18 protein-coding genes are annotated in these 20,567 nt (G+C 60.7%); 11 read left to right on the top strand and 7 right to left on the bottom strand.

Going from position 1 to position 20,567, the window contains the following annotated elements; all coding sequences use genetic code 11:
* Positions 1-59: 59 nt before the first annotated feature.
* On the top strand, positions 60-938 hold the full coding sequence (gene purU / locus GWK63_RS05915) for a formyltetrahydrofolate deformylase (RefSeq protein ID WP_007398050.1): 879 nt from the start codon (positions 60-62) through the stop codon (positions 936-938).
* A 119-nt stretch (positions 939-1,057) separates the two neighbouring features.
* A complete protein-coding gene (locus tag GWK63_RS05910) occupies positions 1,058-1,648 on the top strand; it encodes a hypothetical protein (RefSeq protein WP_039998737.1) in 591 nt (196 codons plus the stop codon).
* Between the two features lie 133 nt (positions 1,649-1,781).
* Here the strand turns inward: GWK63_RS05910 and GWK63_RS05905 are convergent, their stop codons facing one another.
* The gene (locus GWK63_RS05905; RefSeq protein ID WP_007398048.1) at positions 1,782-2,678 is read right to left on the bottom strand and encodes a fructose bisphosphate aldolase; all 897 of its coding nucleotides are present in this window, start codon (positions 2,676-2,678) and stop codon (positions 1,782-1,784) included.
* Positions 2,679-3,170: 492 nt separating this feature from the next.
* Positions 3,171-5,633 carry a TonB-dependent receptor plug domain-containing protein gene (locus GWK63_RS05900; protein WP_172459710.1) on the bottom strand — a complete coding sequence of 821 codons (2,463 nt, stop codon included), beginning with the start codon at positions 5,631-5,633 and terminating at the stop codon, positions 3,171-3,173.
* A 350-nt stretch (positions 5,634-5,983) separates the two neighbouring features.
* Here GWK63_RS05900 and GWK63_RS05895 point away from each other — a divergent pair, with 350 nt between their 5' ends.
* Positions 5,984-6,922: a LysR substrate-binding domain-containing protein gene (locus tag GWK63_RS05895; protein ID WP_034932589.1), complete on the top strand. Its 939-nt coding sequence runs from the start codon at positions 5,984-5,986 to the stop codon at positions 6,920-6,922.
* A 4-nt stretch (positions 6,923-6,926) separates the two neighbouring features.
* Here GWK63_RS05895 and GWK63_RS05890 read toward each other — a convergent pair whose 3' ends face one another.
* Positions 6,927-8,423: an aspartate ammonia-lyase gene (locus GWK63_RS05890; protein WP_083824430.1), complete on the bottom strand. Its 1,497-nt coding sequence runs from the start codon at positions 8,421-8,423 to the stop codon at positions 6,927-6,929.
* 237 nt (positions 8,424-8,660) lie between these two features.
* On the opposite strand from GWK63_RS05890, the gene GWK63_RS05885 reads away from it, so the two are divergent.
* Positions 8,661-9,863 carry a pyridoxal phosphate-dependent aminotransferase gene (locus tag GWK63_RS05885; protein WP_039998736.1) on the top strand — a complete coding sequence of 401 codons (1,203 nt, stop codon included), beginning with the start codon at positions 8,661-8,663 and terminating at the stop codon, positions 9,861-9,863.
* Positions 9,864-10,111: 248 nt separating this feature from the next.
* Here the strand turns inward: GWK63_RS05885 and GWK63_RS05880 are convergent, their stop codons facing one another.
* From GWK63_RS05880 to GWK63_RS05865, 4 genes are read right to left on the bottom strand one after another with little or no spacing between them, the layout of a single operon-like run.
* Positions 10,112-10,579: an acetyl-CoA carboxylase gene (locus tag GWK63_RS05880; protein ID WP_039998735.1), complete on the bottom strand. Its 468-nt coding sequence runs from the start codon at positions 10,577-10,579 to the stop codon at positions 10,112-10,114.
* On the bottom strand, positions 10,576-11,943 hold the full coding sequence (accC, locus tag GWK63_RS05875; protein WP_039998734.1) for an acetyl-CoA carboxylase biotin carboxylase subunit: 1,368 nt from the start codon (positions 11,941-11,943) through the stop codon (positions 10,576-10,578). Before accC ends, GWK63_RS05880 begins: the two co-directional genes overlap by 4 nt.
* The gene (locus GWK63_RS05870) at positions 11,940-12,386 is read right to left on the bottom strand and encodes an acetyl-CoA carboxylase biotin carboxyl carrier protein (protein WP_007398036.1); all 447 of its coding nucleotides are present in this window, start codon (positions 12,384-12,386) and stop codon (positions 11,940-11,942) included. The genes accC and GWK63_RS05870 overlap by 4 nt, the downstream gene beginning before the upstream one ends.
* Before the next feature lie 5 nt (positions 12,387-12,391).
* Positions 12,392-13,147, bottom strand: a complete 756-nt coding sequence (locus tag GWK63_RS05865) for an SDR family oxidoreductase (protein ID WP_007398035.1) — start codon at positions 13,145-13,147, stop codon at positions 12,392-12,394.
* Positions 13,148-13,552: 405 nt separating this feature from the next.
* Here GWK63_RS05865 and pxpB point away from each other — a divergent pair, with 405 nt between their 5' ends.
* The 7 genes from pxpB (at position 13,553) to GWK63_RS05830 (ending at position 20,465) form a co-directional block, all read left to right on the top strand.
* The gene (pxpB, locus tag GWK63_RS05860) at positions 13,553-14,185 is read left to right on the top strand and encodes a 5-oxoprolinase subunit PxpB (RefSeq protein ID WP_083824429.1); all 633 of its coding nucleotides are present in this window, start codon (positions 13,553-13,555) and stop codon (positions 14,183-14,185) included.
* The gene (locus GWK63_RS05855; RefSeq protein WP_007398033.1) at positions 14,182-15,192 is read left to right on the top strand and encodes a 5-oxoprolinase subunit C family protein; all 1,011 of its coding nucleotides are present in this window, start codon (positions 14,182-14,184) and stop codon (positions 15,190-15,192) included. The genes pxpB and GWK63_RS05855 overlap by 4 nt, the downstream gene beginning before the upstream one ends.
* Positions 15,189-15,956, top strand: coding sequence for a LamB/YcsF family protein (locus GWK63_RS05850; protein ID WP_039998733.1), 768 nt, complete (start codon positions 15,189-15,191; stop codon positions 15,954-15,956). The genes GWK63_RS05855 and GWK63_RS05850 overlap by 4 nt, the downstream gene beginning before the upstream one ends.
* 160 nt (positions 15,957-16,116) lie before the next feature.
* Complete coding sequence (locus GWK63_RS05845; RefSeq protein WP_007398031.1) at positions 16,117-17,043, top strand: DMT family transporter; 927 nt, start codon at positions 16,117-16,119, stop codon at positions 17,041-17,043.
* Positions 17,044-17,115: 72 nt separating this feature from the next.
* Complete coding sequence (locus GWK63_RS05840; RefSeq protein ID WP_007398030.1) at positions 17,116-18,369, top strand: MFS transporter; 1,254 nt, start codon at positions 17,116-17,118, stop codon at positions 18,367-18,369.
* 262 nt (positions 18,370-18,631) lie between these two features.
* Positions 18,632-19,669, top strand: a complete 1,038-nt coding sequence (locus GWK63_RS05835) for a Dyp-type peroxidase (protein WP_007398028.1) — start codon at positions 18,632-18,634, stop codon at positions 19,667-19,669.
* Position 19,670: 1 nt separating this feature from the next.
* A complete protein-coding gene (locus tag GWK63_RS05830) occupies positions 19,671-20,465 on the top strand; it encodes a family 1 encapsulin nanocompartment shell protein (protein ID WP_007398027.1) in 795 nt (264 codons plus the stop codon).
* The last annotated feature ends 102 nt before the right edge of the window (positions 20,466-20,567 follow it).

The following is a 20,567-nucleotide window of genomic DNA, read 5'->3' as shown; positions in this document are numbered from 1 at the left end:
CCGGCCCAAAGGTTGTATCAGGAGCGTCCCGCCGCCCGTAACCAAGTGGACCCCATTTTATGAACGCGCCCGCCCCGCCATCCGCCACCTTCATCCTGACCCTCAGCTGCCCCAACCGGCCGGGTATCGTGGCCGCCATAAGCCAGCACCTGTATGAGCGCGGCGCCAACATAACCGAAGCCCAGCAGTTTGATGACACAGGCAGCCGGCAGTTCTTCATGCGGATCGTGTTCGAGCTGGCGCGGAAGGAGGGCCTGCTTCATACCCTGCGGACACAGTTTACCGATATCGCCAGCAGCTTTTCCATGTCATGGACCCTGACCGATACCCGCCACCGTCCCCGGGTGCTGCTGCTGGTTTCACGCTTCGATCACTGCCTGGTCGACCTGCTGTACCGCTGGCGCATCGGGGAACTGCGGATCGAGCCGGTCGGCATCGTTTCCAATCACCCGCGCGAGATATTCGCCGACGTGGATTTTTACGGCATTCCCTTCCACTACCTGCCCGTTACAAAGGACACGAAAGCCGAACAGGAAGAACGGATCTGGTCGCTGTTCACCCACAGTGACGCGGAACTTGCGGTTCTGGCCCGCTACATGCAGGTGCTGTCCAACGCAATGGCGGCCCGGCTGAGCGGACGGTGCATCAACATCCACCATTCCTTCCTGCCCGGTTTCAAGGGCGCGCGCCCCTATCACCAGGCCTTCAGCCGGGGGGTCAAGCTGATCGGGGCTACCGCGCATTACGTGACCAGCGACCTGGATGAAGGCCCGATCATAGAACAGGATGTGGAGCGTATTTCCCATGCGGACTCACCCGATGACCTGATCCGCAAGGGACGCGATATTGAACGGCGCGTACTGGCCCGGGCGGTCCGCTTCCATATCGAACGGCGGGCCATCATGAACGCCAACAAGACCATCGTGTTCACGCCCTGACCCCTGCCGGGGCACCCGGGCCGGACAGGACCGCAACACAGCCATCTGATCCTGCCTACGGGACAGGGTTGCCCTGTTTGGATACAGTCCGTTACATTATGGATCGTAACGGGAAACCCATGAAAAAAATATTTCTGTGCACTGCCGTCCTGGCCATGACCGGCTGTGCCTCCAACCCTTCGGATATCGGCGCGCAATATGTAAGCCCGGAACCCTATCTGCAACAGAGCTGCGCCCAGCTTGCCCACATTGACCAGGCCGACACGCAGGACCTGGCCTCGGCCGAGAAGCACCAGCGCCGGATGCATCAGTCCGATGAATGGGGCGTGGCCCTGATCGGCGTGCCGGTTGGCAGCATCGGGGGAGACCGGCACAAGGATATCGGCCGGCTGAAAGGCGAACTGGATGCCATACACACGGCCGAACGGGGCAAGAACTGCGTTGGCAGCTACAGCCCGGCCGACTATAACGGCATGCCCTCAGCCTATCCCGCCACGCCTTCCGCCAGGGGCCTGTCCACCGGTGTGGACCCTGCGGATGGCGCTGCCGTGACCACCGGTTCCACCGCCGCCCGGCAGGGCGTCGCCACCCCCGGCACGACAGGCAGCGGCGTGCGCGCGCCATCGGATACGGGCTACAGCGCACCGGCCTATTCCATGCCCGCGGCGGGATATTCCTCGCCTTCGTATTCCGACAACCCGTTCCGCTAAGGGCAGCGGACCCATGGCTGTCCGGCATCCCGCCCGCGCAGCCACGCGCGCAGGGGCATTTTTGTGAACACCGCCACGCACACCGCTTTCCGAAAAAAGCGCGCCCCTGCTAACTCCGTTTCAGAAAAGTTGTTTATACTTTCTGCGACGACGCCTTGTATATTTCATCAATCGAGGCGGCAAGCGCCTGATTGAACTGCTCATCCGTCATCTGATAGCGCAGTTCCTCCAGCAACGCGCGTGAGAAGCTGGCAATCATGCCATGGTTGGCGGCCAGGCGCCTGCATGCCTCATCGCGTGGGTAGCCGCCCGACAGGGCCACGACACGCTGCACACGCGGATGATTGACCAGATCGAGATAGAGGTCTGGCTTTTCGGGAATGCTGACCTTGAGCATGACCTGATATTCACCCGGCAGCGCTTCCAGCCCACGCCTGAGTTCCGCATGCAGAAGGGCCTCGGCCCCTGCCTTGTCCGGGCTTTTGATCAGCACTTCCGGCTCCAGGATGGGGACAAGGCCGTGCGCGGCAATCTGCTGCGCCAGCGCGAACTGCTGCTGCACGATGGCGGCCACGCCAGCAGGCTCGGGCAGGCGGATGACCGAACGCGCCTTGGTGCCATAAATACCCAGCCTGGCCGCATGTTCCAGCAGCACATCCAGGCCGGGAATGGGCTTCATCATCTGGACGCCGCCGGCTTCGGCCTCCAGTCCCTTGTCCACCTTCAGGAAGGGCACGACGCCACGCTCCTTCCACAGATAGGTCGGGGTCGGCACACCCTCCACCAGTCCGTTCATGGTCTGTTCAAACAGGATGGCGGCAATGATCTTCTTGCCCGTAAAGGCGGGCGACGTGATGACCCTGACCCGCATCTGGTGCATGAGCGCGAACATCTCGGCATCATTGCTATAGGCGGTATCGGGAATTCCATAGTGCCTGAGCGCGCCAGGTGTTGATCCACCGCTCTGGTCCAGCGCCGCGATGAAACCGGCGTGCCCGGACATGTTTTCCTTCATCTGAGCAATCGACATAACCCCGTGTCCTCCCTTTCAGCAATCAATTCCCATGATCAGAACATCTTAAATGTCATATGGTAGACATACGCCTGTTTTTTAACGTCTCCTTCCCGGAAAATTTCCTCCCGGCACTGCCATCGGGAACGGGCATGCAGGTTTCCGATCCGTCATGCCTATCATGCCGCCCCGTTTCCGCAAAATCATGATACCGGGGAATCAGGACGGGACCGGTACCAATAAAAAACCGGACTGGCGGGCGGTTGTCCCCCTGTCCGCGCCACTCCTATCCACGCCAATAGATGATCCTGAAAAAAATCATGCAATGACATGGCAGCCGTACCGGAGCGAACAGGGTAACCAAAAAAAATCCCGGCCGCAGGGGCCGGGAGCATGATTTCATAATGTATTCATAACCCTGTCCATTCATCCGTCCCGCACGGCCTGCAGCCGGGATGGGAAAGGCATGCTGACAGTCAGGATCTGGCCGGCAGGCCCCCTGCCCGCCCCCTAGAAATCAAGCGATGTCTTGACATAATACATGCCACCACTGAAACCATAGGGGGAATAGGACGGGTATTTTGTCAGTCCCTGCTGTGTATTGGATACGGCGGTCGGCACACGGGTCGGATACTTGTTGCCAATATTATTGGCACCCACGCCAATGGTCCATTTCGGCATCACCTTGTAGTCAACTTCCAGGTTGGTGATGAAGGCGGGGTTCTGTTCAAACGGCACGCCACCGGGGCCGGTCGGGGCGGCCATGTAAATGATGGAACCGTACCGCATTTCCTGCGCAAAGACCGACCACTTGCCATACTGCCAGTTTATGCTGATCTGCTCACGGTTCTTGGGGGCCGCGTGCAGCACCATTTCCTTGGTGTATTCATTGACCAGGCTGCTGCGGGAGGAACGGATTTCGTTATCGGAAAAGTTGATGCCCATGGCAAAGCGGAACTTGCCATAATGGCTGGTATGCAGGGTATAATCCGCGCTGAAATCGCCGCCGAAAGTCTGTGTATTATACAGATTGGCGTAATAGGAAAGCGATGTGGCACTTTCCAGGTTGTAATACTTCAGGGCATCCACCAGGGCCGTATCGCTTGAATCAACGCTGTAGGTCTTTGTGCTGCCCAGACGGTCGTTGATCGCAATATAATACAGATTTCCCGTTACATGGAAATTGTCCACCGGCGTCGCATCAAGCCCGATTGTATAGCTGCGCGAGTATTCACCCTTCATGGTGCCCGCACCAAGGGATTTGGCAATCGCGCTGTTGGCCGGAACCTGGTCAACCGTATAACCGGGATAGGGTGCCGAATAGAAATACGACATTTCCCCCAGCGTCGGCGGCCGGTAACCGCTGTTGATGTTGGCACGGATGGCCCAGCGCTTGTTGAAGTTGTAACGCGTGCCGACCGACCCGGTTTCAACCGTGGCAAGGTTGTTGTAGCTGGCGACACGGCCGCCCAGGGTCCATTCCCACTTGTCGGTTACATAGAAGTCAAGGTTGGCAAAGCCTTCATACACGTCACGGTTCTGGTTCGTCACGGCCAGCGGCACGTTACCGGGATGGTCCGTGGCCCCCAGCCCGCTCCATGACGCGGTTTCGCCCTCGGTCATCTGGAACGTGTCGTGACGGTATTCCGCGCCAAACTTCAAATTGATGTCACGGGGCAGGAAGCCGGTCCTGAAGGAGCGTGACCCGCGCAGGCCCGTTGTCAGTTCCGATGAAATGGACGAACCATCATAGAACGACGTCTGGGTGCTGCCGGGGATGGACACATTTTCTGAATCCTTTGTGCCATACTGCTGCGCATCGCGGCCGTAGGTCACATAGGCATCCCATGCGAAGCCGAATTTGCGGGTACGGATCCCGTTATCGGTCTCGAAATCATACTGGTCCATGGTGATGTAGGGCTGGTCGCCATTGGGATACAGGCCGGTATTGATCCATGTATCCGTGCTGGCGGCGCTGCGGTAGGTCTCGGCCACATTGGCACGACGGTGCGAGAAGGTGGACGTGCTGTAGAAACTGAACCCGTTGCCAAACGGCACGGACATATTTTCGCTCAGTGTTTCCAGTGTGGATTTGGGGATGCCCAGGCCACGCTGCACATTGCGGTTTGCCGTTTCATTACGGGAATCATCGAACAGCGTGCCATAGAAGTCACCGCCGCGCGTGGTTGGTAACTGGTGGGTGACCTGCGCTGCCAGATCCAGATAGCCGCCCTTGTTGCCGATCGCCATGGCATAACTGGCCGAACCATCCAGCGCCTGGCCATCGCCCGCGTAATACCCACTATTCTTGAAGTTTATGCTGCCGCCATGCGTATCGCGCTTGAGCACGATATTGACCGCCCCCGCTATCGCATCCTGCCCGTACAGCGCGGACGCGCCTTCCGTAATCACCTCGATATGGTCAATCGCGGTAATGGGGATGAGCGAGATATCGGCAGGCTCACTGCCCCAGTTGGTGCCGGAGTTGGAGTTGAAATTGGCACCGATATGCCGGCGATGCCCGTTGACCAGGATAAGCGTATCGTCAGGTGACTGACCACGCAGCTGCATGGTCTGCACAAAGGAACTGGCACCGCCCCCCGGCAGTGCGGCCGTGGTGATGGCCGGGTTGGCCTGCGCCAGCGCGGACAGCACGTTGCTCTGCCCGGTCTTGAGCAGTTCAGCCCCCGTCACCACCGTGACCTGCGTCGTGCTGTGCCGCGCGGTTGCGGGCGAAAAGACGGAATTGGTCGAATGCCCGCCCACATGAATGACTTCCGGCGTGGCGGAAGCCCGGACCGACGTCGCCACGGCATGCGGAGCCGGTGGTGCCACAGCCTTTTTGGTAGCAGGCCTGTAATGTTTTTCCGGCGTGTAGGACGGTGTCGTCGCAGCCTTGCCAACGGCAGGCGCACATGTACCAAACGCCACCCCAGCCACCAAATATAACTTCCGTTTTGATAGGCCTACCATTGCATCCCCCTGATACCGCCGGACTATGTCGTAACGAATATGTGTGAGGTTATGATACGGATACGTTATGATGTGGCGTCATATAGATTATTAATATCTTGCTTGCCCGCAGGCTTTTTCCATTATCCCGACAACACTACATGACTGGAAATACATTCTATTTTTATTTTCCCGCCACCAGTCATCCATCAGGCGCGGATGCTGCCATGGCCGCGCGGCGGCAGGCGTGACAGGGGGCAGAACGTTAATTTAAAGAAACATTTTCATTACATCATTGTTTTTGTTGACATATTGCAAGGTGAATCCTATCCTTGGCAAAATGCAACCCGCGCATGGGAATGGAGTTCCAGTTGGATATACGACGGCTTCAGGCTTTTGTGAAAATAATCGATCTGGGCAGCATCTCCCGTGCGGCCGATCTGCTGAATATTGCCCAGCCCGCCCTGAGCCAGCAGCTTGCAACGCTGGAAAGCGTGTTCAAGCAGAAACTCGTCATCCGCAGCAAAAGCGGTGTCACCCCTACAACCGCGGGTTCGGAACTCTATCGCCATGCCCAGACGCTGACCAAGCAGTTCGACCGCGCCATGGTGGAAATCAGCCAGGGCGCGGGGCCGCTTGTCGGCAAGGTCTCGGTCGGACTGTCTCCCTACAGCGCGGGGTCCACCCTGTCGGTCGAACTGCTGCGCCGGGTACGCGCACGCCTGCCCAACATTACGCTGCACCTGACCGAAAGCTTTGATGACATCTATAGCGAACTGATCATGACCGGGCGGCTGGACATGGCGGTCATCCATGGTGCGGGGCCGATCAAGGGCGTCATCTTCACGCCGCTGATGAAAGAGGAGTTCTTCCTGCTGGCCCCCCACGGCCTGGAATTCCCCCAGGATGACGCCGGGGCGGTCCAGCTGGTGGATATCAAGGACATTGCCCTTCTGCTGCCACCCAAGCACAACTTCGTCCGCAAAAGCGTTGACATGGCGTTCCTGCGCAAGCAGCTTGAGCCACATATCGTGGCAGAAATTGAAGCGCTCAGTACCCTGCAGGGCGCCATAGAAGAAGGGATCGGCAGCACGATCCTGCCCTGGTCGGTGGCAAGCCGCATCATGGTACCGGGCCGGTCGCGTATCTACCCGCTGCGCAATCCGGTCATACAGGAAGATGTCTCCCTCTGCATTCCTGAAATCATTCCGGAAACCGAGGCATCGGTTGCCGTGCGGGAACTGCTGATCGAACTGGCCCGCGCCATGGCCACATCCCGCAACTGGCCCGGCACGCAGGCCACCACCTGACCATTCAGCCTGCCTGGCCATGCAGGTTGGGCCGGGTCAGGGCTTCGGGACGCAGCAGTGTCGCCAGTTCTTCACGCGACAGGTACTTCTCCTCCACGATCAGATCCACCACCGTGCGCTGCTCGGCCAGGGCCCGTTTGGCAATGGCGGCGCATCTGTCATATCCCAGCACCGGCACCAGGGCTGTTACGATGCCGATATTGATGTCGGACAGATGCTGGCAACGGGCCGTATCGGCCGTAATGCCCGCGACGCAGCGAGTGGTCAGGATATTGATCGCGGCCCGCAATGTGCTGATGGATGAAAACAGGCAGTAGCCAATCATGGGTTCGAAGGCATTCAGCTGCAACTGCCCGCCATCGGCGCACATGGTAACGGTAAGGTCATGCCCCGCCACCAGATAGGCAACCTGGTTGACCGCTTCGGGTATGACCGGATTGACCTTGCCCGGCATGATGGACGAACCGGCCTGAACGGCGGGCAGCACGATCTCCCCCAGTCCCGCGCGCGGCCCGCTGGACAGCAGGCGCAGGTCACTGGACATCTTGGACAGCTTGAGCGCCAGACGCTTCAGCACGCCCGAAAAGAGTACGAAAACCCCGACATCCGATGTCGCCTCGATCAGGTCCGGCGCGCTGGACAGGGGCCGTCCGGTCAGTTCCCGCAACTGTGCTACCGCAGCGCCGGCATATCGGGGGTCGGTATTCAGGCCCGTGCCGATGGCCGTGCCGCCCAGACTGATCTGGCCAAAGGCACGGGCATGGGTTTTCAGGCTGTTGATCTCGGTTCTGATCGCGGTCTGGAACGCCCGGAATTCCTGGCCCAATGTCATGGGCACGGCATCACGCAACTGCGTGCGCCCCACCTTGAGAATGGTGGCAAACGCATCCGCCCTGTCACCCAGAGCCGCCGCAAGCGCCTCCAGCGCAGCCACCAGCGGGTCAACCGCCAGCCACAATCCAAGCCTGAGCGCGGTCGGATAGACATCATTGGTCGACTGCGCCATGTTGACATGGTCGTTGGGGTGAATGAAGGCGTAATCACCCGGTTTCTGGCCCAGCACCTCAAGGGCTACATTGGCAATGACTTCATTGGCGTTCATGTTGGTGGACGTACCTGCCCCACCCTGCATGGCATCCACCACGAAATGCGCCCGGTAGGCAGGATCGGCCAGGATGCGCGCACAGGCGGCATCAATCGCCCGTGCGCGCTGCGCATCCAGATAGCCCAGTTCCAGATTGGCCCGTGCCGCCGCGCGCTTTACCGTAACCAGTGCCTCGACCAGTTCCGCAAAGGCGCCGACAGGGGTGCCACTTATGGGAAAGTTCTCACACGCACGCTGGGTATGCACGCCCCATAACGCGCCCGGCGGCAGCGTGACTTCCCCCAGCAGGTCACGCTCCCTGCGGGCAGGCCCTTCCGCGCCGCGCCGTGATGATTCAGACAGGACATCGGGCCGCCGTACCGTGGAAGCGGACGCGCAGGAGGATATATCGGTCATCTTGACTACCACTGGCTGGAATGATCCCGACAGGAACACGCCCCTACGGGCGGCAGCAGCGCCCTGAAACGGTTCCTTCTGTCGCTGATCGTATCGGTGCCGACCCGCTTTGCCCCCATAGGATTGTTATATGGGGTCAGACAATTTTCGGCGGTATCTAATCCTGTCCGAAACGATTTACGGTATGCGCCGACGCGCGCGCGCTCATTCATGTATTCAAGACCGGAGAGACCGTTAATGCCTGGCTTTGCAGACCGACTGAATGGAATAGGAATCTCGGCCTCCGCCGCCATGACCGACAAGGCTTCCGAACTCAGGGCGGAAGGGCTCAGGATCATCAGCCTGTCCTCCGGTGAACCTGATTTCCCCACGCCCGTCCATGCGGTGGATGCCGCCATAGCCGCCGCCCGCGCGGGGGATACGAAATACCCGCCGCAGGCCGGCAAGCCCGCGCTGAAAAAGGCCATCCAGGCCAAATTCCAGCGTGAGAACCACCTGGATTACGCGCTGGATGAAATCCTGGTGGCCAATGGCGCCAAGCAGATCATCTATGACGCCATGATGGCGACGATCAACCCCGGTGATGAAGTGGTCCTGCCCACCCCGTACTGGATCAGCTATGCCGATATCGCCCGTCTCGGCGGTGCCAGCATCGTGCAGGTTCCGTGTCCCGCCAGCAACAATTTCCGGCTGTCGGCTACCGATCTGAATGCGGCCATTACGCCAGCAACCAAGTGGCTGGTCCTGAACTTCCCCAGCAACCCGACCGGCGCGTGCTGCCCGCGCAAGGACATGGAGGAAATCGCCGCCGTCCTGCTCAAGCACCCGCATGTCTGGATCCTGACGGACGATATCTATGAGCATCTGGTCTATGATGACTTCCAGTTCTGCACACTGGCGGAAGTCGAACCGCGCCTGAAGGACCGCGTGCTGACGGTAAACGGTGTTTCCAAGGCCTATGCCATGACCGGCTGGCGTGTCGGTTTCTGCGGTGGGCCGCGCGACCTGATTGCCGCCATGAACAACATGCAGGGCCAGTCTACCAGCGGCATCAACACTTTGGCGCAGGCAGCGGCCCTGGCCGCGCTGGAAGGCCCTCAGGATTTCCTGAAGGATCGTGCGGCGGAATACCAGGCGCGGCGTGATCTGGTGGTCAGCCTGCTCAATGCCATTCCCGGCGTGCAGTGCCATACCCCGCAGGGGGCCTTCTATGTCTATCCCGATATCAGCGCGTGCATGGGTAAGACCAGTGCCGGGGGCCGCAGGATAGAAAACGATACCGATTTCGTCATGGCGCTGCTGGAGGAACAGCAGGTGGCATCCGTGCAGGGTGCGGCTTACGGTATGAGTCCCTTCTTCCGCATTTCCTACGCGACCGATACCGCCACCCTGCGCGAAGGCTGCCGCCGGATTGCCGAATTCGTGACCGGCCTGAAGTAAAGTCAGGCCGGAAACTGCTTGAAAAGCCAATCCACGTAGCATCCGGCAAGCATAAGGGTTTTTTTGGTGAAGCTTTTTTCAAAAAGCTTCAAAGACCGTCGCCTTTTTGAAAACAGGCGACACCCAAAACCTTTTATTATTTTTGAATAATTTATAACACGAAAGGCCGGGCGCACCTGACTGGTGCGCCCGACCTTTCCTGATTATGCAGGTCAGTGCCAGCGGAAAGACCTGCCCGTGTAACCTGTCTAGTCCTGATGGTCGGGACGGATCTCAAGGATTTTTGCGCCGTAACCCAGCAGCGCACCGGGCTGGGCCACAACATCCACCACTTCGCCACTTACGGGTGCCCGCACGGGCAGTTGCAGGCTTTCCAGGGTCAGGAGTGCGACGACATCATTCCTGCTGACCTGCGCCCCCACGGGCGCGAAGGGCACGTCACGCAGGGGATGGGTCAGGCACAGATGCCCGAAATAGGGCGCCGTGGCGGCAACCGTATCCACTGCCTCGGCCAACCGTGCCGGAGCCGGCAGCCTGTCCTGCCCCTCCTCAGCCTGTGCGGCCTGCGGCACGCGGATCAGCAGCCTGATACCGGCATCATTCGACAGCTCAAGCGATTCAAGACCCGCATCAGCAAGCCAGCCTGCAATCCGGGCAATCTCGTCCGGATCAGGCAGTGTATCAAACGCCGGGATCAGCTTTGGCGCGTTGTTCATGATTCCGTTCTTTCCGCAAGCCATCGTTCAAGGTAGTGGATGTCCACGCCCCCCTGCTGGAACTGCGGGTCCGCCAGCAGGTCCTGATGCAGGGGAATATTGGTGGACACCCCTTCCACCCGCATTTCCGCCAGCGCCACGCGCAGGCGTGCAATGGCTTCCGCCCGTGTCGCCCCGTGGCTTATGATCTTGCCGATAAGGGAGTCATAATAAGGCTGCACCGTATAGCCGCTTACCACATGCGTATCGACGCGGATTCCCGGCCCGCCGGGCAGGTCCCAGCGCGTGATGGTGCCGGGCGATGGGAAAAAGGTCGCGGCATCTTCCGCATTCAGGCGGCATTCGATGGCATGGCCGTTCTGCCGGATATCCTGCTGGCGGATATGCAGCGCTTCCCCCTGGGCAATACGCAGCTGTTCGGCCACGATGTCGATGCCGGTCGTCTCCTCCGTAATGGGGTGTTCGACCTGCACGCGGGTATTCATTTCAATAAAGGCGAATACCCCGTCTTCATACAGGAATTCGAACGTACCCGCCCCCCGGTAGCCAATACGGCGGCAGGCTTCGGCACAGCGTTCGCCAATCCGGGCAATCGTGTCCGGTTCTATGCCCGGCGCCGGCGCTTCTTCCAGCACTTTCTGGTGGCGGCGCTGGAGCGAGCAGTCCCGCGCGCCAAGCCACAGGGCGGTGCCGTGCGTGTCACACAGTACCTGAATTTCAACATGCCGCGGCTTCTGCATGAAGCGTTCAAGATACAGGGTCGGATTACCGAAAGCCTGCTGGGCTTCCTTGGCCGTAAGCGTGACCGCCTGGGTCAGTTCATCGGGTGTCTGCACCACCCGCATGCCACGCCCGCCACCACCGCCGGATGCCTTGACAATGACCGGGAACCCGATCTCACGCGCAAGGGCGTGCACTTCTTCCATATCGGCGGGCAGGGGGCCGTCGGAACCGGGCACGCAGGGCACACCGGCATCACGCATGGCGCGCTTGGCGGTAATCTTGTCACCCATCATGCGGATGGATGCGCCCGTGGGGCCGATAAAGGTCAGGCCCGCCGCTTCGACCGCATCGGCAAAATCCGCATTTTCCGAAAGGAAGCCATAACCGGGGTGGATTGCCGTGGCACCCGTAAGCTTTGCCGCAAGCAAAAGCCCATCGGGGTCCAGATAGCTGCGCGCGGCCGCTGGCGGGCCAATGCACAGCGCCACGTCGGCTTCGCGCACATGGCGGCTTTCGGCATCCGCTTCCGAATGGACGGCAACGGTCTCAAGGCCCAGCTTGCGGCAGGCCCGCTGGATCCGCAGGGCGATCTCGCCACGATTGGCGATCAGGACCCTTTCAAAACGCACGGGCTTACTCATGCCAGACGGAACAGGGGGGTGCCTGCTTCCACTTCCGCGCCGTCTTCCACCAGGATTGCGGTAATCCGGCCCGCCAGCGTTGCCTTGACCGCGTTGAACACTTTCATTGCCTCCACCAGCCCTACCTGCTGTCCTTCCTTCACCTCGTCCCCCACCGTTACGTAAGGCGGCGTGCCGGGGGACGAGGAGAGGTGAAAAATGCCGTATGAGGGCGATTTTATGACCCGCCCTTCGGCCGGGGTGGCCTGCGCGGGCACGGCGGCGGCGGACAGGGCCGCCCCTTTCCCGCCAACGGATGCGGGCGCGCGGGACACGGCCACATGCGGCTGCGGGGCCGCGCCGCGGGTTATGCGTATTTTCCTGCCATCTTCCTCGGCCTCAAGCTCCGCTACCGGAGTGTGGGCCAGCAGGTCTATCAACCGCTTGAGCTGTGGGATATCCACTGGCGTTACACCGCTTCAGCCGTTTTCTTTGCGAAATTGAGACCACCCACGACCTGCATGGTCGGCAGCACTTCCATGAAGCTGACATTCATCCGCTGCGGCGCCAGCACGGCAAAGGCGACCGAATTGGCGATATCCTCGGGCAGCAGTGATTCATATTCGTCAAAGAACCGCTTCTTGGCTTCCGCCATGTCACCGATCAGGCGGCCGAATACTTCGGTTTCCACCCGCGCGGGCGAGACTTCCGTCACCCGGATATGCTTGCCAAACAGGTCACAGCGCAGTTGCTGGGACAGGGAGTGTACCCCTGCCTTGGTTGCATGATAGACCGTGTTGCCACCGGCAAAGGCGTAATGCCCGGCAATCGAGCTGATATTGACGACATGCCCGCGGTCGCGTGCGATCATGCCCGGCAGCACAAGACGGGTCAGCTGCAGGACGGCGCGCAGGTTTACATCCACCAGCGCGTCGATATCCTCCACCGTGGTCCTGGTGATGTTGCCGGTGCGGGACTGACCGGCATTGTTGATCAGGACATCGATTTCCACGCTCTTGACCAGCGCCTCGATCCCCGCCTGGTCGGATACGCTGAGCGCATGCGCAATGCAGCCGGTTTCTTCCGCCAGCTGCGCCAGCCGCTTTGCGTCGCGTGCCACGGCATGCACTTCAATCCCCGCCTCACTCAGGCGACGGACAATTGCGGCACCAATGCCAGATGACGCGCCAGTAACGAGAGCGGTACGATACGGCTGGTTGCTCATTGTAATGGGACCCAATCCTGCAACAGAGAAAAATCCGCCCGGCCACGCAATGCGCGACCGGGCACAGAGTATTGTTTCATGCTACCGGCGCCAAAACCACAGCGCCAAGAGCAGTTCGTTCTTACGCCATAACATAATACGATACCAACGCTACGCCATTGAGCCATAAGATTATCCGATAGCCTCACAGCAAGAATTGCACTGGCCATCATTACCGAAACCCCCCTACCCTTATCTTCAGGCACCGGGCGGCCCGACTCCCGTTTCGTTACGGTTGTGATCCTAAAATGCCCCATCCTGCCCCTTTCCCACGGCATGGCGGCACTGTTCTAGGGACTGTGTATTTTGAACACGGATACGACGCGCGATCTGGAGCGCACCACGGGCCTGGCCCCCGCCATCAGCATGATCGGTACCCGCGCCATGCTGTTTGAAGCCCCCGGCGCGTTCACCATGGCCAGCCAGCGCCGGATATGGGCACTGATGCAGGCGGCACAGGACCGGCCGGACGTGGCCGAACTCATTCCCGGCGTGACCAACCTCATGCTTGTGTTCACCCATCCCCCCCATGACCCGGAACAGGTGGCCGGCTGGCTGCGCCACCAGTGGGCAACCCTGCCCGAACGGCATATCAGGGGCCGCCTTTTTGAAGTCGGCGTACGGTACGGCGGCACGCTGGGGGAAGATCTGGCGGCCGTGGCGGAACATGCGAACCTGTCCCCGCGGGAGGTCATCGCCCTGCACCATGGCAACGACTACACGGTCTGTGCCATTGGCAGCGCGCCGGGGTTTGGCTACCTGCACGGGCTTGACCCGCGCATCGCCACGCCGCGCAAGGCAGTCCCCTCGCTCAACATGCCGGCGGGCACCGTGACAATTGGCGGCATGCAGGCCGGCATTTCCGCACTGACCGGACCCAATGGCTGGAATTCCATCGGGTATGCCGAACTCTCCCTGTTCGACCCGCAGCGCGATCCGCCATCCCTGTTCGCCATCGGGGACCGCATCCGCTTCTATCCGGAAAGCATAGACCTGTGATCACGATCCTTGAAACACCCCCCCTGAACACGGTGCAGGACCTGGGTCGGCCGGGCTATCGCAACCTGGGGGTCGGCTCGTCGGGGGTCATGGACCCACTGGCGCTTGAGGTCGGCAACATCCTGCTGGGCAATGCGCGCGGGGATGCCTGCATTGAACTGCAGACCTATCCGTTTTCCATACGCTTCGATGCCACGACCAGCTTTGCCATAACCGGGATCGATGCCGAAATCACGCTTGATGGCATGAAAATCCTGCCCTGGTCGGTCGAGACCGCAGGGGCAGGCCAGGTCCTGCGGGTCGGCCCGCCCACATGGGGGGCGCGTGGTTATGTGTGCGTTGCGGGCGGGATTGACGTGCCCGGCGTGCTAGGTTCACGCAGCACGCAGTTGCGCGGTGCGTTTGGTGGGCTGGATGGCCGACCACTGGAAGCGGGTGACACCCTGGCCACGGGTGCCACCACCCGTCATCTGTCCGGCTATGGTGCCCTGCCCCCCACGGTGGCCGTGGGCGACGAATATGATGAGGGCGAACCCCGCACCGTCAACCTGCGCGCCATTCCCGCAACGGACTATGCGCTTTTCACCCCTGATTCCCAACAGCGGTTCTGGCACACACCCTGGCGCATCACGCCCCAGAGCAACCGCGTGGGCTACCGGCTGGCGGGGGAATCATTGCGCCTGCATCATGCGGTTGAACTGCGCTCCTACGGCATCGTACCCGGCATTGTGCAGGTTCCCCCGGCAGGCGAGCCGATCGTGCAACTGGCCGATGCCAACACGGCGGGCGGCTACCCCCGCATCGCCACGGTGATCGAGGCCGATCTGTGGCGGCTGGCGCAGGCGCGTATCGGCACGCGCATCCGCTTCCATGAATGCACCCACCAGCAGGGCGTTGCCGCCATGCAGCCGGTTGCGGCCTATCTGGATGACCTGCGGATGATGGTCGCGCATTATCAAAAATCCGCCCGGTGCCGCAGCGGCGCAAAGGCAGGAGAGAAGGCATGAAGATCGATCTCAATTCCGATATGGGCGAAGGTTTCGGCCGCTGGCGGATTGCCGATGATGACGGGCTGATGGACACCATTTCCTCCGCCAACATCGCCTGCGGCTTCCATGCGGGGGACTATGCCATCATGGACCGTACGGTCAGGCTGGCAAAGGAAAAGGGCGTGGGTATTGGCGCCCATCCCGGCCTGCCGGACCTGATCGGCTTTGGCCGCCGGACCATGAGCGTGTCCGACGCGGACATGGAAGCCATGATGACATACCAGATCGGCGCGCTGCAGGGTATTGCTGCCCGGCATGGCCACCGTGTCACGCATGTCAGCTACCACGCGGCCTTTGGCACCATGGCCAACGCGGATGAAGCACTGGCCCTGCGTCTTGTGCGCGCCATTGCCGCACTGGACCGGGAACTGACCGTGTTCTGCATGCCCGGCCAGCCCACGCAGCGCGCGGCGGAAAAGGTGGGCCTGCGCACCCGGACCCTGTTCCTGGCCGATCGCGCCTACCTGCCCACGGGCGCGCTGGTACCACGCGGGCAGCCAGGTGCGGTCATTCACGACCTGGCGGCGGTACAGGCACGGGTCAGGCAGTTCCTGCATGACGGCTGTGTCACCACGATTGAAGGAAGCACGCTGCCCGTCAGCGCGCGTTCCATCCTTGTGCATAGCGACACGCCCGGCTCACTTGAACTGGCCCGGGCCATCCGCAGCGAGATCGAAGCCAATGGGGGCGTGCTGACGCCTGCAAACCAGATTACGGACTGATCCGTTCCTGTCCTGATCGATGCTTCCGGCATGGCGGGATCGATGCGGGGCTTCACGCAAAGCGTTACCATATCGTAACATAAATCCGGCATCCAGCCGGTATTTCTGGTCCATCATGAACTGCACCTGCCTATATGTCGTGCAACGGGGTTAAGACAGAATGAAGCATGACCTGAAGCGCGGCGCACTCCTGCTGGCATCGGCCACCCTGTTCACGGCAGCCCTGAATGCCCTGCAGAAGCTGACCGGCACGCAGCTCCCGGCGCTTGAGATCATTTTCTTCCGCAACCTGTTTTCACTTCCCTTTGTCCTGCTTATTGCGGCGCGCACGAAGATAATCCTTAAGACCCACCATTTTGGCGGCCACCTGCTGCGCTCGGTAGTGGGGCTTGTCAGCATGATCATGGTGGTGGTGACGGTGACCCGGCTGCCGCTGGCGGAGCAGCAGGTACTGTCCTATACCCAGCCGCTTTTCCTGGTCCTGCTGTCCATACCGCTGCTGCATGAAAAGCCGTCCCTCCAGCGCTGGATTGCCGTCTCCATCGGGTTTGCGGGCGTGCTGGTGGTGGCGTCCGGCAAGGGGTTGCTGCACGGCAGTGCGGCCACTGTACCCAACTGGGCCTATTTCGTAGCCTTGGCGCAGGGCGCCGTGGGTGCGCTGACCACCATGCAGATCCGCCAGCTCTCGGCAACCGAGGCCAGCACCACCATCGCCCTGTGGCAGGCGATCCTGATGACGCTCATGACCGCGCTGCCGCTGCCCTTCATCTGGACCACGCCAGGCATGACGGATGCCCTGTGCCTTGTGGCCGTGGGCGCCTTTGCCGGCATTGCCCAGGTCTTGCAGACCGAAGCCTTTGCTTCAGCACAGGTTTCCGCCATTGGCCCCTTTGCCTATTCCGGCCTGCTATGGGCCGGGCTGATCGGCTGGTTCGGCTTTGGTGAAGTCCCCGGCGTGGCCATGATGTGCGGTGGCCTGCTGATTGTGGGTTCCGGCGTGTGGATGCTGCGCCATGACCGCCCCGCCCGGCAGCAGGAGGCGGTGGCGACAGGCACCATGGATGCCGCAACCGGGACACCACCGTGATGGCAGCCAGTCACCGCGGCGGTACCGCCCTGCCCCCCCTTCCCGTTCATGACCCATCAGGAGTCAGGTAGCATGATGACAGGTGACGCTGCGACCAGCGCGCGCGAAGCGCGGACCGTCCCTTCCCGTTACGTGTTCTTCGTCCTTGTCTTTCTGATGTATGTCATCAGTTACGGGGACCGCGCGGCACTTTCCATCGCGCTGCCCACGCTGGGAAAGGAATTTACCCTGACCCCGGTGCAGATGGGCTGGGTCTCGTCCAGTTTCCTGTGGTCGTATTTCCTGCTCAACTTGCCCTCCACCATCGTGCTGGACATGGTCGGCGCGCGCGTCATTGGCAGCCTTGCGGTCAGTGTATGGTCCCTGGCCATGCTGCTGGGGGGCATGGTCCATAACATCACCCAGTTCCTCATGACCCGGGTGCTGCTGGGCATAGGGGAGGCCCCGACCTTCGGGGTCGGGGCGACCGTCGTGCGGAACTGGGCGCTACCGCGTGAACGCGGGTCGGTCATGACCGTGTTGCTGACCGGCATGCAACTGGGACTGGCCGGTGGCACGATTGCTGGCGCCTATCTGATCACCCTGTTCGGATGGCGCTTCGAATTCGTGGCGCTGGGTGGGATCGGGCTGCTCTGGGCTGTCGTATGGTGGCTGGTTTACCGCGACCCCGCGCAAAAGGCCACCGCCCCCCGCAGGGAACCCATATCGCTGGCACAGATCCGGGACCTGTTCCGCTCATCCTCCTTTATCGGCATACTGACCGTGCAATGCACCCAGAATTACCTGAATTTTCTGGTCATGTCATGGATGCCGCTCTATCTCATGCACGAACTTCACATCGATACAACCGGAACGGGCACCAGAACGGCCCTGTGCTACCTGTCGGCTGCCATCGGTGCCATCATTATTGGCCGTGTATTTGAACAGGTTGTATTCCGCAATGAAATTCATCCCCCCCGGCGGCGCTATATTGTCGCGGCCTGCCTGACCGGGGCTTCCACGATCGGGCTTCTGCCCCATTTCCATACCATGGCCCCCATCCTGCTGGTCCTGTCGGTTTCGCTTGCCTGCCTGATTGCCGCCAATGGCGCCAATACCGCGCTGCTAACCGACCTGGTGGAAGATGGCCAGAAAATCGGCACCGTTACCGGTGTCACGTTGACATGCAGCAACTCCCTGGGACTGCTTTCACCCATCCTGACCGGCTACATCGTCTTCTATACCGGCAGTTTTGACATGGCATGGTACATGTGCGCGGCCGCACTGATCATGGCGGCACTCGTCTCGCTCATGCTGGTCCGCGCGCCCATCAGGATGAAGGGATAGGTTTTCCGGCTACGGCATGCGCGCCACTGGGGGCGCGACTGACGCGCAGAAGCCACTCATGCCCCGCATGCCCGTTTTTTATTTGTGGCGTTACAGGGATAAGGGGATAAAATGATCTTATCCATCCTGTTTATCAGCCTTCCTGTTCCATCGGCGCTCCTGTTATTTTGTCGTGCCGCCTCCCTTGTCACAATCGGCCATACGCCTATGCTGGGTGCCCTGACGTGTTACATCCGTATCACCCACAGGGAGCTTCAGTCCGTTGGCCACACCACAACCCGTTGATACAAAACTGACCCGGGCCGCCATTTTTCTGGTCCTGACCCTGACCGGGGCCAAAACGGCCGACCAGACGGTCCGGGACCTGATGGGCGATCTTTCATCGCTTCAGCGTGCTGTCGGCTTCCGGATTCCCGATGGCCAGCTCAGCTGCATCACGGGCATCGGTTCGGATGCATGGGACCGGCTGTTTGGCGGCCCCCGCCCGCGTGAACTCCACCCGTTTGTGGAGATCAACGGTGTCCATCATGCACCCTCCACGCCGGGGGACCTGCTTTTCCATATCCGCGCAACGCGGATGGACCTGTGCTTTGAACTGGCCACCAACATCGTCTCCCGCCTGGAAGGGGCCGCCGATGTCGTGGATGAGGTGCATGGGTTCAAATATTTCGATGAGCGTGACCTGCTGGGCTTTGTCGATGGAACGGAAAACCCGACAGGCCAGGCCGCACGGGACGCAACGCTGATCGGAGCGGAAGATACCCCCTTTAGCGGCGGCAGCTACGTCATAGTACAGAAATACCTGCATGACCTGAAGAAATGGGATGCCATACCCACTGAAGTACAGGAGCATATAATCGGCCGCAGGAAAGTATCCGATATTGAACTGCCTGAAGCGGAAAAACCAAGTTACGCCCACAACGTACTGACCAACATTGAAGAAAACGGCGAACAGATCCAGATACTGCGCGACAACATGCCGTTTGGAAAAGTGGGCAGTGGTGAGTTCGGCACGTATTTCATCGGTTATGCCCGTTCACCCACACGGGTAGAACAGATGTTGCAGAACATGTTTGTGGGCAGCCCCCCGGGCAATTACGACAGGATACTGGATGTCAGTACCGCCGTGGGGGGCGCCCTGTTCTTCATTCCCACCGCTGATTTTCTGGATAATGCCCCCGCCTTCCCCCTACCTGACGCGCGACCTGCCGAAACCGCTGGCCCGGCCAAACCCGCGCCGGAGATGGCCAGCCCGCATGACGGTTCCCTCGGGATCGGCTCACTCAGAAAGGACGTCTGACATGAACAATCTTCACAAGCATCTGGCCCCGGTTTCCAGTGCCGCATGGACGGAAATCGAGGATGAAGCCACCCGTACCATCCGCCGTCACCTTGCCGGACGGCGCGTGGTCGATACATCCGAACCCAAAGGAACGGCATTTGCCGGGGTCGGTTCCGGACGGGGCACACGGATCGCGGCCCCCCATGAAGGGATTCAGGCGCTACGCCGTGAAGTGCTGCCCCTGGTTGAACTGCGCGTGCCCTTCACCCTGTCGCGTGAAGAAATTGATGCCGTGGAACGCGGATCATGCGATTCCGACTGGCAGCCCGTAAAGGATGCCGCAAGGAAAATTGCCTTTGCGGAGGACCGGGCGGTTTTTGATGGTTACGCAGCCGCCGGCATCCGCGGGTTACGCCAGGGCAGTTCCAATCCCCATCTAAGCCTGCCCGCTTCCGCCAGGGACTATCCGCACGCCCTTGCCGATGCACTCAATACGCTGCGTCTGGCCGGGGTCAATGGCCCCTATTCCGTCGTACTGGGGGCGCAGGCCTATCTTGCCCTGAACGGGGGAGACGAGGATGGCTATCCTGTCCGCAAGCATGTCGAAAGCCTGATCGACGGCAGCATCATCTGGGCACCCGCCATTGAGGGCGCATTTGTCGTATCGATGCGTGGGGGGGATTTTGCCCTTGATATCGGGCAGGATTTCTCGATCGGGTATCTGGGACATACGGCGGACACGGTTGAACTCTACCTGCAGGAAAGCTTCGTGTTCCGTGTGCTGACAACCGAAGCCGTTGTCGCGCTTGACTGATCATCGATAAAAACACCAGCCCCCGGCTGTCGCCTTCCTGCGGGAAGGCAGCATCCGGGGGCTTTCTTATGCCCTGCGGAACATTTTACGGGCAGGCCCCGG

Origin of the sequence: Komagataeibacter rhaeticus (genome assembly GCF_011611525.1) — a bacterium.
Classification (GTDB): Bacteria; Pseudomonadota; Alphaproteobacteria; order Acetobacterales; family Acetobacteraceae; genus Komagataeibacter; species Komagataeibacter rhaeticus.
This window is presented reverse-complemented; position numbering and strand designations above follow the sequence as displayed.